Genomic DNA, 15,974 nt, shown 5'->3' on the forward strand with positions numbered 1-15,974 from the left:
GTACCAAGGCCGGGTAGTGGGCGCCGGACGATGCTAGGACGATCGCTGCTGGCCAACAAGCATGGGTCATGAGGGCCGGCACGCCACTGCACATGCCCGCCCGTACGCTCAACCAGATTGGAGTGCTGCGTGGCGCGGCCTTCACTGTTCGGTGGCCTCCAGCGCCGCAGAGAACTTTGCCATCAGGCGCACCAGATCCTTGACGTCCTGCGGCTGCCACGTGGCGAAAATGCCGGCCGCGATGCGCGCACGCGCTGCATCCAGGCGGTCGGTCATCGCCTTACCCTTCGGCGCGATCACCGCCTCGCGCATGCGCCGGTCGGCGGGGTTGCCCTGGCGGGTCACCAATTCCTTGGCCACCAGCTTGGCCACCTGCCGGCTGATGGTGGTGTAGTCGCGGCCCAGCCGGTCGGCCAGTTCGACAACGCCAATCGGCCCGACCCGTTCAATCACCACCAGCAGGCGGAACAGCGCCGGGTCCAGGGTGATGCCGGCCTCCTTGATGAGCCGCAGGTCGTTGGCCGGGCGGTTCATGACGCTCACGATGCCCAGCATGGACAGGTGCAGCGACTTCAGGTCCGTCGAGATATGTGTATCTTGCACGCGATTTTGGGTGGGCATAGGCTGCTCCTGAAATATGTGCATCCTACACATATATGTGGGTGGTCGAAATGAAGGCGTCAACTGAAGTAGTGATCTGTGGCGCAGGTGCCGCGGGCCTGGCCCTGGCCATTGAACTGGCCAGGCGCGGCGTTGCCATACGCGTGATCGAGCAGCGCGAAGCGCTGTTCCAGGGATCGCGCGGCAAGGGCATCCAACCGCGCAGCCTGGAAATCTTCGAAGACATGGGCGTGGTCAACCGCCTGTTTGCCGTGGGCGGTGCCTACCCGCCAACCCGCACGCACCGCCCGGACGGCAGCAGCACCGATGCCGTGATGCTGGAGGCACACCGTGCGACCGTGGCCGAGCCCTATGGCGTGCCGTTGATGGTGCCGCAGTTCGCCACCGAGCAGGTGCTGCGCGCACGCCTGGCCGAACTGGGCCACCACGTGGCGTTTGCCCATGTGCTGCGCGACTTCGAGCAGGACGCTGACGGGGTCACGCTGCAGCTGGACACCCCCGCTGGCCCGCAGGCGCTGCGCGCGCGCTATCTGGTCGGCGCCGATGGCGGCCGCAGCACGGTGCGCCGGGTGCTGCAGATCGGGTTCCCCGGCAAAACGCTGGGCGTGCGCGCGGTGGTTGCCGATGTCAGCCTGCAGGGCTTGCCGCGCGATGCCTGGCACACCTTCAACGAGCACGACCCGCAGCAACGGCTGATGCTGTGCCCGCTGATGGGAACGGCGTTGTTCCAGCTGCAGGCACCGGTACCGCTGGAAGGCGAGGTGGACCTGTCCGCCGCCGGACTGCAGGCGATGGTGCAGCTGCGCACTGGGCGCGATGACATCGTGGTGCAGCAGGTGCACTGGGTATCGGCCTACCAGATGAATGCGCGGCTTGCCGACTGCTATCGCAGCGGCAACGTGCTTCTGGTGGGCGATGCGGCCCACACCCATCCGCCCACCGGCGGGCAGGGCTTGAACACCAGCGTGCAGGATGCCTACAACCTGGGGTGGAAGCTGGCAGCGGTGCTGCGCGGCGCGCCGTCTGCGCTGCTGGACAGCTACGAGCCGGAGCGACGGCCGATTGCCGCCGCCATGCTGGGCCTTGCCACGAGCCTGCTGGAGCGCGCACAGCAAGGGGACCACCGGCGCGGGCGCGAGGTGCAGCAGCTGGATCTGCAGTACCGCAGCTCGCCACTGACCGCGCAGGCGGACGCGGGCATCGCGAAGGTGCTTGCCGGCGATCGCATTCCGGATGCGCGGCTGCGGGGCGCGGGCGGTCAGTCGGCACGGCTGTTCGATCTGCTGCGCGGCACCCACTGGACGCTGCTGGGCCACGCCACGGACCGGCACAGCGTTGTGCCGCGTGCCGGGCTGCAGGTGCATGTGCTGGGCGCCCAGAGCGAATGGCGGGACGTGCACGGCGACGTTGCCACGGCGCTCGACCTTGCCGAAGGCCACTGGCTGCTGATCCGCCCCGATGGCTACGCCTGCGCGCTGGGTGCGGCGCACGAGGTGGATCGCGTGCTCGCCCGATTCGATGCCTGCATGCCAGCGCACTGAGGCAGGGGCGTTGGCAGTACCATGCACGCCCACGATCGTTCCGGCCTTGAATCATGATGTCTGCGTACCGCCCCGCCCAGGTGCCCGCATGAAAGTAGAACTGCAGCAGCAATCGCTACGCCTGTGCCTGGAGCGCGCCGAACTGCAGGTGCTGCTGGGCGGGGAGACGGTGGAAAACATGACCCGCTTCGGCGGCGTGGAAGGCTGGGGCCTGGCGCTGTCGCTGCACGCGGGTGACCAACCTGTGCTGCTGGATGGCGGTACGTTCTGCCGGCTGGTGCTGCCGCGTACGACCGTGCAGCCGCTGGCGGACGCAGGTTCGGTGCCAGTGCAGCAGGTGCTGTACCTGGACGATGGCAGTACGCTGCAGGTGCAGGTTCTGGTCGCGCCGGCGCAGTCTGGCGCGTGACCTCGCAATGGGGGGCGGCGTTGCCCCCGCAAGGCCGGTCCGCATGCCGGCCAGATGGCTGCCGCAGGCTCAGGGCGGGCTGCATCGAACGATGCGTACTGAGCTCATGAAGCCCTGTCACAAATAAATCGCCATCACTTCACAGCTGTTTGATATGCAACAGGGCACATTCGCGTAGAGCCTACGCGCACGTCCCCCACGTTCCGCGACGACTTCCTTTCCAGCACGAGCGCCCAGCAGGGCGCCGCTGGCGTCTGCCTGACTGATTCAGAGAAGCATCATGGCCCTCGATCTCGTCGCCGATTCCCCGTTCGACTCCGTGGCAGACACTGCGCTGCCCGCACCCGGCGCTGTGCCCATCGGCACGCGCCGCGGTCCCTCACAGCCCATTGAACTGCCTGCGCTCGTGCAGCGGGTGCTGTTCGTGGCCACCGAGATGGCCGACTTCATCAAGGCCGGTGGCCTGGGTGATGTCGCTGCGGCCCTACCACGCGCAGTGCGCGCCGGCTGTGATGCGCGGGTGCTGTTGCCGGGCTATCCCGAAGTGCTGCAGCGCCTGCCGCAGCTGCGCGAGGTGGGCCGCATTGGCGGCCGCGCCGGGCTTCCCGCCTGCACCCTCGGCATGGCGCTGCAGGCCGATGGGCTGCCGATCTACGTACTGCTGTCGCCCGCCTTGTATGAGCGCGACGGCTCGCCCTACGTGGATGCGCAGGGCAGGGAGTGGCCGGACAACGCGGTGCGCTTTGCCACGCTTTCGCATGCCGCCGCCGAGCTCGCGGCGGGCAGGGCGGGGCTGGACTGGAGCCCGCAGTTGCTGCATCTGAATGACTGGCCGGTGGCGCTGGCCGCCGCCTACGTACGCTGGGATCGCACCGTCGTACCGACACTGCTGACCATCCACAACCTGGCCTACCAGGGGCTGTTTCCCTTCGCGCTGGCGCCCGCCCTGGGCGTGCCTGCCGAACGCCTGGATGAACTGCACTTCCACGGCCAGATGTCCTTCCTGCAGGGAGGCATTGCCAATGCAACACGGCTGAACACGGTCAGTCTTCGCTACGCGCAGCAGATCACTGCGGCCGAGGATGGTTGCGGCCTGCATGAACTGCTGGCGCGTCGCGCTGCCGGCGGTCACCTCAGCGGCATCGTCAACGGCATCGATGCCAGTTGGGACCCGCGCCGCGACATCCATCTGAAAGCGCGTTTCAGCGTGGGCCAGTGTGCGGGGCGCGATACCAACGCGCAGGCCGTGCGCCAGGCCTTCGGTCTGCAGCCATCGCAGGGCCCGTTGTTTGCCGTGGTATCGCGCCTGGTCCACCAGAAGGGCCTGGACATTACCTGTGATGTGGCCCCGCAGATCGTTGCTGCCGGTGGCCAGCTGGTGGTGATCGGCGGTGGCGAGCCGCAGGTCGAGGCGCAGGTGCAGGCACTGGCGCAGCGCTACCCGGGCCGGGTGGGCGCCTTCATCGGTTTCGAAGAAGGCCTGGCGCGGCAGATGTTCGCCGGCGCGGATTTCCTGCTGATGCCATCGCGTTTCGAACCGTGCGGGCTCAGCCAGATGTATGCACAGCGCTTTGGCTGCCTGCCGGTGGCCCACGCCACGGGCGGCCTGGTCGACACGGTGGAGGACGGCGTGACGGGCTTTCTGTTCCATGGCGCCAGCGCCGATGGGCTTCGCCGCTGCGTGGAACGGGCCATGCGTACCTTCCGGCTGCCGGTGCTGATGCAGGCCATGCGGCGTGCTGCGATGCTGCGTCCGGGCGGGTGGGAAACCGCCGGCCGCGCGTACCTGGCGCTGTACCAGCAGACCTGCGGGGTAGCGGCATGACCGACGGCGGGCGCGGCACGGTGGGTGTGGAGTGCGGGCTGGGCCCGCAGGTGGATGTTGCCGCGGCAGTGGCGGCGGAACTGCAGGATCTGGCCCAGGCCCGGCCTGCGGACGCGTTCGCATGGCTGGGGCCGCATGTCGATGCCGATGGCAATCGGCTGATCCGCGTACTGGTGCCGGACGCGCATCGGGTGGAGGTGGTGTCAGCGGGCGGCCGACGCTGGGACCTTCGCAGTACCGGACTGCCCGGACTGTTTGCGGGGCCGGCCGGCGACGAGGAGATTCCGCTGCTGGCGCTGCATTTTGCCCACGGTATCGAGCAGGTGCATGACGCCTACGCGTTTGGTCCGTTGCTGGACGAGGAGCTGCTGCAACGCATCCACCAGGGCGATGCCGATGCCATGCGCGCGCTCGGCGCGACCGCGATGACACTGCACGGTGTTGCCGGTGTGCGCTTTGCGGTGTGGGCACCGAATGCGCGGCGCGTGGCGGTCATCGGTGATTTCAACGGATGGGATGGACGCCGCCACCCCATGCGCCTGCGCCATCGCGCCGGGGTGTGGGAACTGTTCGTGCCTGGGGTGAAGCCGGGGGACTGCTACAAGTTCCGCATCATCGGTGCGCAGGGCCAGCTGCTGCCGGACAAACTGGATCCGATGGCGCGGTGGGCCGAGCGCGCACCGGCGACCGCATCGCGCGTACCTGCCGCCGCACCGCTGCACTGGAACGATCAGCCCTGGCTGGACCGCCGCCGTCGGCTGGGCGCTGCAGCGCCGCTGTCCATCTACGAGATGCACGCCGGCTCGTGGCAACGGCTGGACGACGGCGGCGCGCTGGACTGGGATGGGCTGGCAGAGCGGCTGATCCCCCACGTGACCGGCCTGGGATTCACCCATATCGAACTGCTGCCGGTCAGCGAGCACCCATTCGGTGGATCGTGGGGCTACCAGCCGCTGGGTATCTATGCGCCAACGGCCCGCTACGGTGCCCCGGAGGACTTCGCCCGCTTTGTGGACCGCTGCCACCAGGCTGGGCTGGGTGTGATCGTGGACTGGGTGGGCGCGCACTTTCCCGAGGATGGCCACGGCCTGGCACGTTTCGATGGCACCGCCCTGTACGAGCATGCCGATCCGCGGGAGGGCAAACACGCCGACTGGGACACGCTGATCTACAACTACGGCCGCAACGAAGTGGCGGGCTACCTGCTGGGCAGCGCGGTGGAATGGATCGAGCGCTTCCACATCGATGGGCTGCGCGTGGATGCCGTGGCTTCGATGCTGTACCGCGACTACAGCCGCGCCGACGGGCAGTGGGTGCCCAATGTGCAGGGGGGACGTGAGAATCTGGAGGCAGTCGCGTTCCTGCAGCGCATGAACCAGACCCTGCGTGAGCGCTTCCCGGACGTGCTGGTCATTGCCGAGGAAAGCACGGCCTGGCCGGGCGTCACCCGTGCGGTGGCCGACGGCGGCCTGGGCTTCAGCCATAAATGGAACATGGGCTGGATGCACGACACGCTGCAGTACCTGCGGCGCGATCCCGTGCATCGCCCGCATCACCACAGCGAGATCAGCTTCGGCCTGGTCTACGCGTTCTCCGAACGTTTCGTGTTGCCGCTGTCGCACGACGAAGTGGTGCACGGCAAGGGCTCGCTGCTGCGCAAGATGCCGGGCGAGCACCGCCAGCAGTTTGCCCAGCTGCGCGCGTACTACGCTTTCATGTGGGCGCACCCGGGCAGCAAGCTGCTCTTCATGGGCGGCGAATTCGGCCAGACGGAGGAGTGGGCCCACCAGCGCGGGTTGGAATGGCAGCAGGCCGGCACGCCCGAGGGGGGCGGACTGATGCGCCTGGTGGCCGATCTGAACGCGCAGTTGCGGCAGCAACCTGTCCTGCATCAGCACGAGCATGAGGAGCGCGGGTTTGCCTGGAGCGTGGGCGACGACAACGGCAACAGCGTCTTCGCCTTCGTGCGGCAGGACCCTACTGGCAGGGCGCCTGCGGTGCTGGTGGTCAGCAATTTCACCCCGGTGCGGCGCGACGGCTATCGCGTGGGCGTGCCCACGCCGGGCCGCTGGTCAGAGTGCCTGAACACCGACAGCCACCATTACGCGGGCGGCAACGCAGGCAATCTGGGGGCGGTCGGCACCGATGCCCGGCCCATGCACGGCCATGCCCAGTCATTGCGACTGACGCTGCCGCCGCTGTCGACCCTGTACCTGCAGGTAGCGCAATGACCGCAGACGCGCGCCTGGGCGCGTGGCCGGTGGACGACGGTGCGGTGGCGTTCCGGCTGTGGGCGCCGGATGCCGCGCAGGTGGAACTGGTGCTGGTGGGCGCGGCGATACCGATGCGCCGGGAACCTGACGGTACCCATTGGGTTCATGCCGCTGCCGGGCATGGCGACCGCTATCGGTTCCGTCTGCCCGACGGCAGTGAAGTGCCAGACCCCGCCTCGCGCTGGCAACCGGACGGCATCGATGGCCCCAGCGCCGTGGTCATGCCTGGCCACCACGTGTGGCTGACCGGGCAACGCAACCCGGTTGCGTGGTCGGACATGGTGATCTACGAAGTGCATGTGGGCGCAGCGGGTGGCTTCGATGCGCTCATCGCACAACTGCCGATGCTGGCCGAGACCGGTATCACCGCGATCGAGCTGATGCCGGTGGCCCAGTTTCCGGGCAACCGCAACTGGGGCTATGACGGTGTGTTTCCGTATGCCCCGGCGCAGGCCTATGGCGGCCCCGACGCGTTGAAAGGCTTTGTTGATGCCGCACATGCGGCCGGCATGGCCGTGCTGCTGGATGTGGTCTACAACCATTTCGGCCCGCAGGGGAACCATCTGGCCCAGTACGCCAAGGCATTCTTCCGCAGCGGGCACAGCACGCCGTGGGGCGAGGCCATCGATTTCTCGCAGCCGCAGGTTCAGCGCTTCTTCATCGACAACGCGCTGATGTGGCTGCAGGAGTACCGTTTCGACGGCTTGCGCCTGGATGCCGTGCATGCCATCGCCGATGACAGCTTCCTGCAGCAGCTCAGTGATGCGGTGCGCGCCCAGGTACCGCATGCCTGCCTGGTGCTTGAGAACGAACAGAATCAGGCCCACTGGCTGCGCGGTGCCTATCAGGCACAGTGGAATGACGATTTCCACAATGCGCTGCACGTGCTGCTGACCGGCGAGAACGAAGGCTATTACGCGGCCTATGCCGGGCGGGCCGAGGCGCTGCTGGCGCGCTGTCTGGCCGAAGGCTTTGCCTGGCAGGGCGAGCCCGACCTGCACGGCGTACCACGTGGCGAAGCCAGCGCAGACCTGCCGCCGTCGCGGTTCGTGGTGTTCGCGCAGAACCATGACCAGGTCGGCAACCGCGCGTTCGGTGATCGGCTGAGTACGCTGGTTTCGCCGCCGCAGCTGCGCATGGCCACGGCGCTGACCGTGCTGACGCCGATGGTGCCGTTGCTGTTCATGGGCGAGCCGTGGCAGGCAACATTGCCCTTCCTGTTCTTCACCGATTTCGAAGCGCCGCTGGACGAGGCCGTACGCGAAGGACGCCGGCGCGAGTTCGCCGGCTTCAGTGCCTTTGCCGATGCCGCGTCACGCGCGCGTATTCCCGACCCGAACGATCCGGCAACGCTGCAGGCGTCCTGTGTGGCCTCGCCCGGTGCTGACCCCGCGGCGCAGGCGGCATTGACATGGCTGCGCGAGCTGCTCGCGGCGCGCCGGCGCTACCTGCAGCCGGGCCTGGAACAGGCGCGTTCGCTGGGCGCGACGATACTGGGTGCGGGCGCGGTGCAGGCCGGCTGGCAGTTGCCTGCCGGGCAATGGTGGATCGCCATCAATGCCGGCGCAGAGGCGGTGGCCCATTCGCTTCCGGAGGGCGATTCGCCGCTGCAGCTTCCGGCCGGTTCACGGCTGGCGCCCAAGGGTGGGCTGCAGCTGCGCTGGTTGCCGGCATGAGCACCGACGCAGCGCTGCAGAGCGCCGCCCGTGCGGCCGGACTGATGCCCGAGTGGGAAGATGTAGCCGGGCGCCACTGCACGGTGTCGCCCGCGGTGCTGCGTGTGGTGCTGGCGCAGTTGCAGCCGCATGCAGACGCCCAGCACGCACCGCTGCGTACGGCCCTCTGCGGCCAGTCCGTGGCGCTGCCGGCAGTATCCGGCGCGGCGAGCTGGGTGGATGAAGCGGGCAGGGCGCACGATGCGAGGCAGGATCGGCGCGGTGCGTGGACGGCGCCGGAGCAGCCAGGTTACTGGCACTGGCAACAGGGGCGCGAGTCCATCGCCATCGCGGTGGCGCCGCAGAAAGCGTGGTGGCCCGCGCAGCTTGATCGGGCCTGGGGCCTGGCGGCGCAGGTATACAGCCTGCGCAGCCACGCCGACGCGGGGATCGGAGACAGTGCCGGGTGCGAGCCGTGGCTGCAGCGCCTGGTCGCGCGCGGCGGGCACGCACTGGCACTGAGCCCGATGCATGCCGGCTTGCCGCCCACGGCCGGCTACAGCCCTTACTCACCCAGCGACCGCCGCTGGCTGGACCCGTTGCAGGCCTCGCCGCTGCAGGGCGTTCCCGATGCGGCCCGAGCCGCGCTGGCAAGCAGTTCCGCCTTGGCCGAGGCCGTGCAGGCCGCCACCGCGGCGCGGCGCATTGATTGGCCCGCCTCGGCCGACCTGAAGTGGCGCTGGCTGCGTTCGGCCAGGGCCCAACTGCAGCGCCTGCAGCCGGAGCAATGGGACGCGATAAGCCAGTGGCGGTCCGAGGCCGGGCCCGCGTTGCAGGCGTACTGCGCCTTGGCCGCCGACCCGCGCAGTGGCGATGCGGACGATCACGCGTTCGCGCAATGGCTGGCGCAGCGTTGCTGGTCGCAGGTGCAGCAGCGCGCGCGCAGTGGCGGTGCCGGCATCGGGCTGATCGCCGATCTTGCCGTCGGCTGCGCGCCCGAGGGTGCCGAAGCACGTTCGCAGCCGCAGTGCATGCTCTCCGGTCTGGAGCTGGGTGCGCCGCCTGATGCCTTCAACACGCAGGGCCAGGCCTGGGGAATTACTGGGTTCTCGCCGCTTGCGCTGCGCAGGCACGGCTACGCCCCTTTCATCACGCTGCTGCGATCGGTGATGGCCGGCCGCGGCGGCGTGCGGATCGACCATATCCTGGGCCTGCACCGGCTATGGGTGCTGCCCAGCGGCGGCTCGGCCAGTGACGGCGTTTACCTGCAGTTTCCGTTGGATGATCTGTTGAACCTGCTGGTGCTGGAGTCCTGGCGGCATCAGTGCGTGGTCATCGGTGAAGACCTGGGGGTGGTGCCTGCAGGCATCCGCCAGCAGCTGGCCAGCCGTGGCGTGTTGGGCGTGGACGTGCTGCCCTTTACCCGCGATGCGAGCGGCTTTCTGGCGCCTGCCGCCTGGCGGCGCGACGCCGTCGCGATGCCTTCAACCCATGACCTGCCGCCGCTGGCGGGATGGCTGCGCGGCCGCGATCTGCGCTGGCGGGCGCGGCTGGGTGAGATGGACGATCTACCCGCTGCGATGGCACAGCGTCGCGCCGATGCGCTGGCGCTTGCGCAGGCCGCGCACGGTAACGGCGTGGAAGACGCTGCACTGGAGCGGCTGGCCGCCACGCCGTCACGGCTGGCCCTGCTGCCGCTGGAGGACGCGCTGGGGCTGCGCACGCAGGTCAACCTGCCCGGCACCGTCGGCGTCCACCCGAACTGGCGGCGGCGACTGCCGCTGCACTGGGATGAGCCTGCACTGCAATCGCGGCTCGGGCGCATCAGCGCCGGTCGCGGCGGAGCCGGCCGATGACCGCGTTGCGCGCCACCGCCCGCCTGCAGTTGCACGCTGGCTTTGACTTCGCCGCCGCCGCGGACCAGGTGGGCTATTTCTCGTCGCTGGGCGTCAGTCACCTGTATCTGTCGCCGATTGCGGCGGCCATGCCCGGTTCCAGCCACGGCTACGATGGCATCGACCCCACCCGCATCAACCCGGAGCTGGGCGGTGAAGCGGGCTTCCTGCACCTTGCTGGCCGCGCCCGCGCACATGGACTGGGCCTGATCCTGGACTGGGTGCCCAACCACCTGGCGGCCGCGCCACAGAATGCCTGGTGGTCGGATGTGCTGATGCATGGCCGACGCAGCCCTTACGCGCATTGGTTCGATATTGACTGGGATGCCGCAGCCTGCGGGCAGCGCCTGTGGCTGCCGGTACTGGATCGGCCGCTGGAAGCGGCCATCGCGTCCGGCATGCTGCGCGTGGACGACGACGGCGATCTGCCCGTGCTGCGCCACCACGACCTGTGTCTGCCGTTGTCACCGCGCAGCTATCCCTTGGAACGCGGTGCGCGGCAAGGCTGGGTCGCACGCTGCAATCGTTCTGCCGAGCGCATGCATGCGCTGCTGGACCGGCAGCACTACCACCTGGCGTGGTGGCGCACCGCCGGTGACCAGGTCAACTACCGCCGCTTCTTCGACATCACGACGCTGGTTGCGCTGCGGGTGGAGCGCGAGGACGTGTTCGAGGCAGTGCACGCGCTGCCGCTGCGGCTGGTTCGCGAGGGCCGGGCGGATGGGCTGCGCATCGACCACGTTGATGGGCTGTCCGACCCGGGCGGCTACTTGGCGCGGTTGCGCGCCTGCCTTGACGCGGCGGCGGCAGAGGGCGGCCGCGCGGGCCATGAGATCACCCTGCACGTGGAGAAGATCCTGGCCGAGGGCGAATCCTTGCCAGACCGGTGGTGCTGCGATGGCACCACCGGCTACGACTTCATGGACCAGGTGGGCGCATGGCTGCATGACGATGCAGGGTCCGACGCGCTGACGGCACAGTGGCAGGGCCGTGCCGGGGACCGGCGTACGGTGGATGAGGTGCAACGGGCGGCCCGCGACGCGCTGTTGGACGGCTCCCTGCATGCGGATCTGCAGCGACTGCGGGTCTGCGTGCGGCAGGTGCTGGGCCCAGCGGCACGGCAGGCCGATGTGACCGACGCAACGCTGCGCAGGGCGGTGTGCGCGCTGCTGCGCTGCTACCCGGTGTATCGGCCGTATCATCTGCAGACCGAAGCCGAGCGCGATGCCTTGCAGCGCGCCAGTGAAGCGGCTGCCGAAGAGCTGGACGAAGCCGCACGCACAGCGTTGCGCCTGCTGGTGGATGCCTTGCAGGCCCCGGAAGCGGACGCGCTGCGCGTGCGCTTTGGCCAGCTCTCGGCACCGCTGAACGCCAAGGCGGTGGAGGATACCGCCTTCTATCGCTATTACCGCCTGCTGTCGCGCAATGAAGTGGGCAGCGACGCGCAACGGATCGGCCTTGATGGCAGCGAGCTGCTTGCGCTGGCACAGGCGCGTGCGCGGCAGCACCCGCTGGCGATGCTGGCCGTCGCCACGCATGACCACAAGCGTGGACCGGATGCCCGGGCGCGCCTGGCGCTGCTGAGCAGCGATGTGGCCGCTTGGCAGGCAGCGCTGGCGGACTGGGAACGGCGCTGTGATGCGGCGGGCATGGCCATGCCATTGCCCGCTGCCGAAGCCTATGCGCTCTGGCAGGCGCTGGTCGCAGCGTGGCCGATGCAGGGCAGGCCAGAGGCGGATTTCGCAGGGCGGATGCAGCAGTGGCTGCGCAAGGCCCTGCGCGAGGGCAAGCGGACCAGCAGTTGGCTCGACCCCGATCTTTCCGTGGAGGATGCGGCGTGTGCGTGGCTGCAGTCATTGCTTGCCGGCAGCCGCCTGCAGGATGTCCGCGCCGCGCTGGCCGCATTTGTTGAACGCATCGCGCCTGCCGGTGCCAGCAACGGGCTGGCACAACTGTGCCTGCAGTTGTGCCTGCCCGGTGTCCCGGACATCTACCAGGGCACCGAGTTCTGGGATCTGAGCCTGGTCGATCCGGACAATCGGCGCGCAGTCGATTTCGCGCAGCGCGCACATGCACTGGCCGATGATCGATCGTGGGCAGCGTTGCTGCACGACTGGCACAGCGGATCGCCGAAGCAGCGGCTGCTGGCCGCGCTGCTGCGATTGCGCAGCGACAATGCCCCGCTGTTCATGCAGGGCACGCTGCACAGGCTGTCCGAAGCGAAGTGCACGCGCCTGGTCTTCGTACGTGAGTACAGGGGGCAGCAGTTGCTGGTGGCGGTCAGGCGGGCGGGGATGGATCAGCCGGCCGGCCCAGGCCTTGCCTGGCAGGACGCCGCGCAGCAGGGGGTGGCAGGGGTCCCGCAGCGACGCATGCGCAACGTGCTGGATGGCCGCACGCAGATGTTCAATGGTTCCGCCACCGACGCGTTGCTGTTTGCCAGCAGCCCGGTGGCGGTGTGGATCAGCCAGGAGAGTGGGGCAGATGGACAGCAGTGAGCGGCGACGCCGTATCGAATTGTTGGCGCACCAGATCTGGGAGGCCGAAGGGCGCCCGGATGACCAGCAGCAGCGGCATTGGCACATGGCCGAACGCCTTGTGGAAGCAGAAATAGCGGCCCTGCATGCGGCTGAGGACGAACACGATGGCAACGCGTAAATGGACCCAGACCTCGCGCGTGCGCGAAGGCCGCCCCTTCCCGCTGGGCGCGACCTGGGACGGCCTGGGAGTGAACTTCTCGCTGTACTCGCGGCATGCCACGAAGGTGGAACTGTGCCTGTTCGATGCGCGCAACCGGGAAGTCGAACGGATCGTGCTGCCCGAGTACACCAACGAGGTGTGGCATGGCTATCTGCCGGATGTGCGGCCGGGCCAGCGCTATGGCTACCGCGTGCATGGACCGTACGCACCGTCGGACGGGCATCGCTTCAACCCCAACAAGCTGCTGCTGGACCCGTATGCAAAGCAGATCGTGGGTGAAATCAAGTGGGCGCCGCACCTGTTCGGCTATACCCTGGGCCACCGAGATGCGGACCTGAGTTTCGACCGTCGCGACAGCGCGCCGTACATGCCGCGCTGTGCGGTGATCGATCCGGCCTTCAGCTGGGGCGGCGAGCGCGCGCCGGCGACGGCCTGGGACCGATCAGTGATCTACGAGGCACACGTGCGTGGCCTGACCATGCAGCACCCCGGCGTACCGCCGGCCGAGCGCGGCACGTTCTCGGCGCTACGCCACGACGCGGTGGTGGACCACCTGGCGTACCTGGGGGTGACCGCGATCGAGCTGCTGCCTGTGCACGCCTACGTGGACGACCAGCAGCTGCTGGAACGGGGGCTGCGGAATTACTGGGGCTACAACACCATCGGCTTCTTCGCGCCGCAACCGCGCTACCTGTCGCTGGAAACCGTTGCCGAGTTCAAGCAGATGGTGGCGCGGCTGCACAGCGCGGGCATCGAGGTGATTCTGGATGTGGTCTACAACCACACCGCCGAAGGCAACGAACTCGGGCCCACGCTGTCGTTCAAGGGCATCGACAACGCAAGTTACTACCGCCTTGCCGAGGACCGTCGCTACTACATCAACGATACCGGCACCGGCAACACCTTCGACCTGACCAATGCCGGTGCCTTGCGCATGGTCATGGATTCGCTGCGCTATTGGGTGACCGAGATGCGCGTGGATGGCTTCCGTTTCGACCTGGCCACCATCCTCGGCCGCGAACGCCATGGGTTTGATCCCTCGGGCAGCTTCCTCGATGCCGTGCGCCAGGACCCGGTGCTGAGCCAGGTGAAACTGATTGCCGAACCGTGGGATATCGGCCCGGGCGGCTACCAGCTGGGTCAGTTCCCGCCGGGCTGGGCCGAATGGAACGACCGTTTCCGTGACACCACCCGTGCGCTGTGGCGCGGTGATGCCGGGCAGCTGCCGGAGTTTGCGGCGCGCTTTACCGGATCGGCCGATCTGTTTGACCATCACGGCCGCCGGCCGTCGGCCAGCATCAACCTGGTCACCGCCCACGACGGCTACACGCTGAATGATCTGGTGAGCTACAACGACCGCCACAACGAGGCCAACGGCGAGGACAACCGCGACGGTCATTCGCACAACCTGTCGTGGAACCACGGCGTGGAAGGCGATACAGACGACGAAGGCATCCTGACCCTGCGTGGGCGGCAGATGCGTAACCTGCTGGCCACGCTGCTGCTGGCGCAGGGCACGCCGATGCTGCTGGCCGGCGATGAGTTCGGCCATTCGCAGCGCGGCAACAACAATGCCTACTGCCAGGACAATCCACTGAGCTGGATCGACTGGGAACGCGCGGCGCAACCCGGCCCGCAGGCGCAGGCAGCGTTCGTGCGGCGCGTCCTCGCGTTGCGGCGGCGCTACGGCCTGCTGCGGCGCAATCGCTTCCTGACCGGTGACTACGACGCATCCCTGGGCATGCGTGACATCGAGTGGCGGCGGCCGGATGGCGAGCCGATGGGCGAAAGTGATTGGCACGATGCGGAACAGCGCGCCCTGCTGATCGTGCTTGATGGCCGCAGCCCTGACAGTGGCCTGCGGGAACCGGGCCGCCACGTCAGCCTCGCCCTTCTGCTGAACCCGAGTGACCAACCGCAGCGGTTCCGCCCGTCCGACCAGGTGCTTTCGTTCCGCCGGGTGGTGCTGCAGACCGATGAGGCGCCACTGGACATGGACGAAGCGGGGCAGTGGACGCTGCCGGCACGCAGTCTGTGCCTGCTGGCATCGAGCAGCGCCGCGTGATGGCGCGACCGTTGAGGGCCGGTAGCGCCGGGCCGTGCCCGGCGGAGGGTTCACCGCTGCAAGGGGAACCCGATCGTCTGGTGGCAATGCTGCGCAAGGTCGCGGCCTGCACCCTTGATGTACAGAATCCCTGCGTCGCCGAAGAACTGCGATAGCGACGCTCCGGCTTCGTTGCCGGCATGCCCGGAGCGTCGGGCTGCCTCTGGCAGGAACGCATCCGCGCGCGGATCGTGTCCGCCTGGCAGATCGGCACGTGCAAGAGCGCCTTCGATCAAGAGCTGGGCACAGGCGCCGGCCAGATAGGCATCGGGTTCGCGTTGCCTGCCGCGTCGTGCCTGGCCTGCCAGGGCGGTGGCGATATGCTGGAACTCGTGCGCGGTGGTGGCGATCACGCGCCGGCGCAGCGCATCGGTGTCCGGGCCGTGCGGGAACCAGAAACTGACGGTCTGTCCCGGCGGCTTCGCGTGTGGCAACTGCCGCCAGATGCCACCTCCGTCGCTCACTATCGTGAGGCGATAACGCACCGGGGTCCATTCAAGCCCAACGGCCTGCAGCGGTAGCCCGGCAGAGCGTGCGGCCGCCTCGCAGAGCTGTGCGGCCTGCTCGGCTGAAAGCGTGCCATCTGCCCAGAGAATCTGGGTTGCAACGGCGGACCACCCGCACTCGGTGGATCGATTGGGATGCTCCCGGCTTTCCGGTCCGGGAAGCACAGACACTGTGCTGACTGTCAGACGGGAGGCAGGGCCTCGCAGCACGGTGGCATATCCTCCCTTGGCGCCTACCAGGTCACGGGGAGGAAGCTCGATGGAATGGCATGCACTTGTGGCCAGAAGGACGGCCGCCAGTCCCGCGTGGCACCCGGACTTGAACGTCTTGAACTGAGGCCGTTTTGTTTGCTCCGCCATAATGATCGCCCATCGCTACGCGCCATGCTGCGCTTCGGTTGACCGACAGGTTCAACCTGCGGATCGCGATCGGGCAATCAGAATG

11 protein-coding genes are annotated in these 15,974 nt (G+C 68.3%); 9 read left to right on the plus strand and 2 right to left on the minus strand.

Annotated elements, in window-relative coordinates; genetic code table 11:
* Window positions 1-141: 141 nt before the first annotated feature.
* Window positions 142-603: a MarR family winged helix-turn-helix transcriptional regulator gene (locus G4G00_RS10310; protein WP_240336118.1), complete on the minus strand. Its 462-nt coding sequence runs from the start codon at window positions 601-603 to the stop codon at window positions 142-144.
* 68 nt (window positions 604-671) lie between these two features.
* Here G4G00_RS10310 and G4G00_RS10315 point away from each other — a divergent pair, with 68 nt between their 5' ends.
* The 9 genes from G4G00_RS10315 (at window position 672) to glgX (ending at window position 14,984) form a co-directional block, all read left to right on the plus strand.
* On the plus strand, window positions 672-2,162 hold the full coding sequence (locus G4G00_RS10315) for an FAD-dependent oxidoreductase (protein WP_164273181.1): 1,491 nt from the start codon (window positions 672-674) through the stop codon (window positions 2,160-2,162).
* A gap of 88 nt (window positions 2,163-2,250) precedes the next feature.
* Window positions 2,251-2,571 (plus strand): hypothetical protein, encoded by a 321-nt coding sequence (locus tag G4G00_RS21820; RefSeq protein WP_199911364.1) that lies wholly within the window; start codon window positions 2,251-2,253, stop codon window positions 2,569-2,571.
* A 265-nt stretch (window positions 2,572-2,836) separates the two neighbouring features.
* Window positions 2,837-4,396, plus strand: coding sequence for a glycogen synthase GlgA (gene glgA / locus G4G00_RS10325; RefSeq protein ID WP_164273630.1), 1,560 nt, complete (start codon window positions 2,837-2,839; stop codon window positions 4,394-4,396).
* On the plus strand, window positions 4,393-6,627 hold the full coding sequence (glgB, locus tag G4G00_RS10330) for a 1,4-alpha-glucan branching protein GlgB (RefSeq protein WP_164273184.1): 2,235 nt from the start codon (window positions 4,393-4,395) through the stop codon (window positions 6,625-6,627). The genes glgA and glgB overlap by 4 nt, the downstream gene beginning before the upstream one ends.
* Window positions 6,624-8,345 carry a malto-oligosyltrehalose trehalohydrolase gene (treZ, locus tag G4G00_RS10335; protein ID WP_164273187.1) on the plus strand — a complete coding sequence of 574 codons (1,722 nt, stop codon included), beginning with the start codon at window positions 6,624-6,626 and terminating at the stop codon, window positions 8,343-8,345. The genes glgB and treZ overlap by 4 nt, the downstream gene beginning before the upstream one ends.
* A complete protein-coding gene (locus G4G00_RS10340; protein WP_164273190.1) occupies window positions 8,342-10,180 on the plus strand; it encodes a 4-alpha-glucanotransferase in 1,839 nt (612 codons plus the stop codon). The genes treZ and G4G00_RS10340 overlap by 4 nt, the downstream gene beginning before the upstream one ends.
* Entirely contained in the window at window positions 10,177-12,717 is a 2,541-nt protein-coding gene (gene treY, locus G4G00_RS10345; protein WP_164273193.1) for a malto-oligosyltrehalose synthase, read from the plus strand. The genes G4G00_RS10340 and treY overlap by 4 nt, the downstream gene beginning before the upstream one ends.
* On the plus strand, window positions 12,704-12,877 hold the full coding sequence (locus G4G00_RS10350; RefSeq protein ID WP_108749770.1) for a DUF2934 domain-containing protein: 174 nt from the start codon (window positions 12,704-12,706) through the stop codon (window positions 12,875-12,877). The genes treY and G4G00_RS10350 overlap by 14 nt, the downstream gene beginning before the upstream one ends.
* Window positions 12,864-14,984, plus strand: a complete 2,121-nt coding sequence (gene glgX, locus G4G00_RS10355) for a glycogen debranching protein GlgX (protein WP_164273197.1) — start codon at window positions 12,864-12,866, stop codon at window positions 14,982-14,984. Before G4G00_RS10350 ends, glgX begins: the two co-directional genes overlap by 14 nt.
* Before the next feature lie 50 nt (window positions 14,985-15,034).
* Here glgX and G4G00_RS10360 read toward each other — a convergent pair whose 3' ends face one another.
* Window positions 15,035-15,508: a hypothetical protein gene (locus G4G00_RS10360; RefSeq protein ID WP_164273200.1), complete on the minus strand. Its 474-nt coding sequence runs from the start codon at window positions 15,506-15,508 to the stop codon at window positions 15,035-15,037.
* Window positions 15,509-15,974 lie beyond the last annotated feature (466 nt).

Source organism: Stenotrophomonas sp. B1-1, assembly GCF_010894375.1.
Classification (GTDB): Bacteria; Pseudomonadota; Gammaproteobacteria; order Xanthomonadales; family Xanthomonadaceae; genus Stenotrophomonas.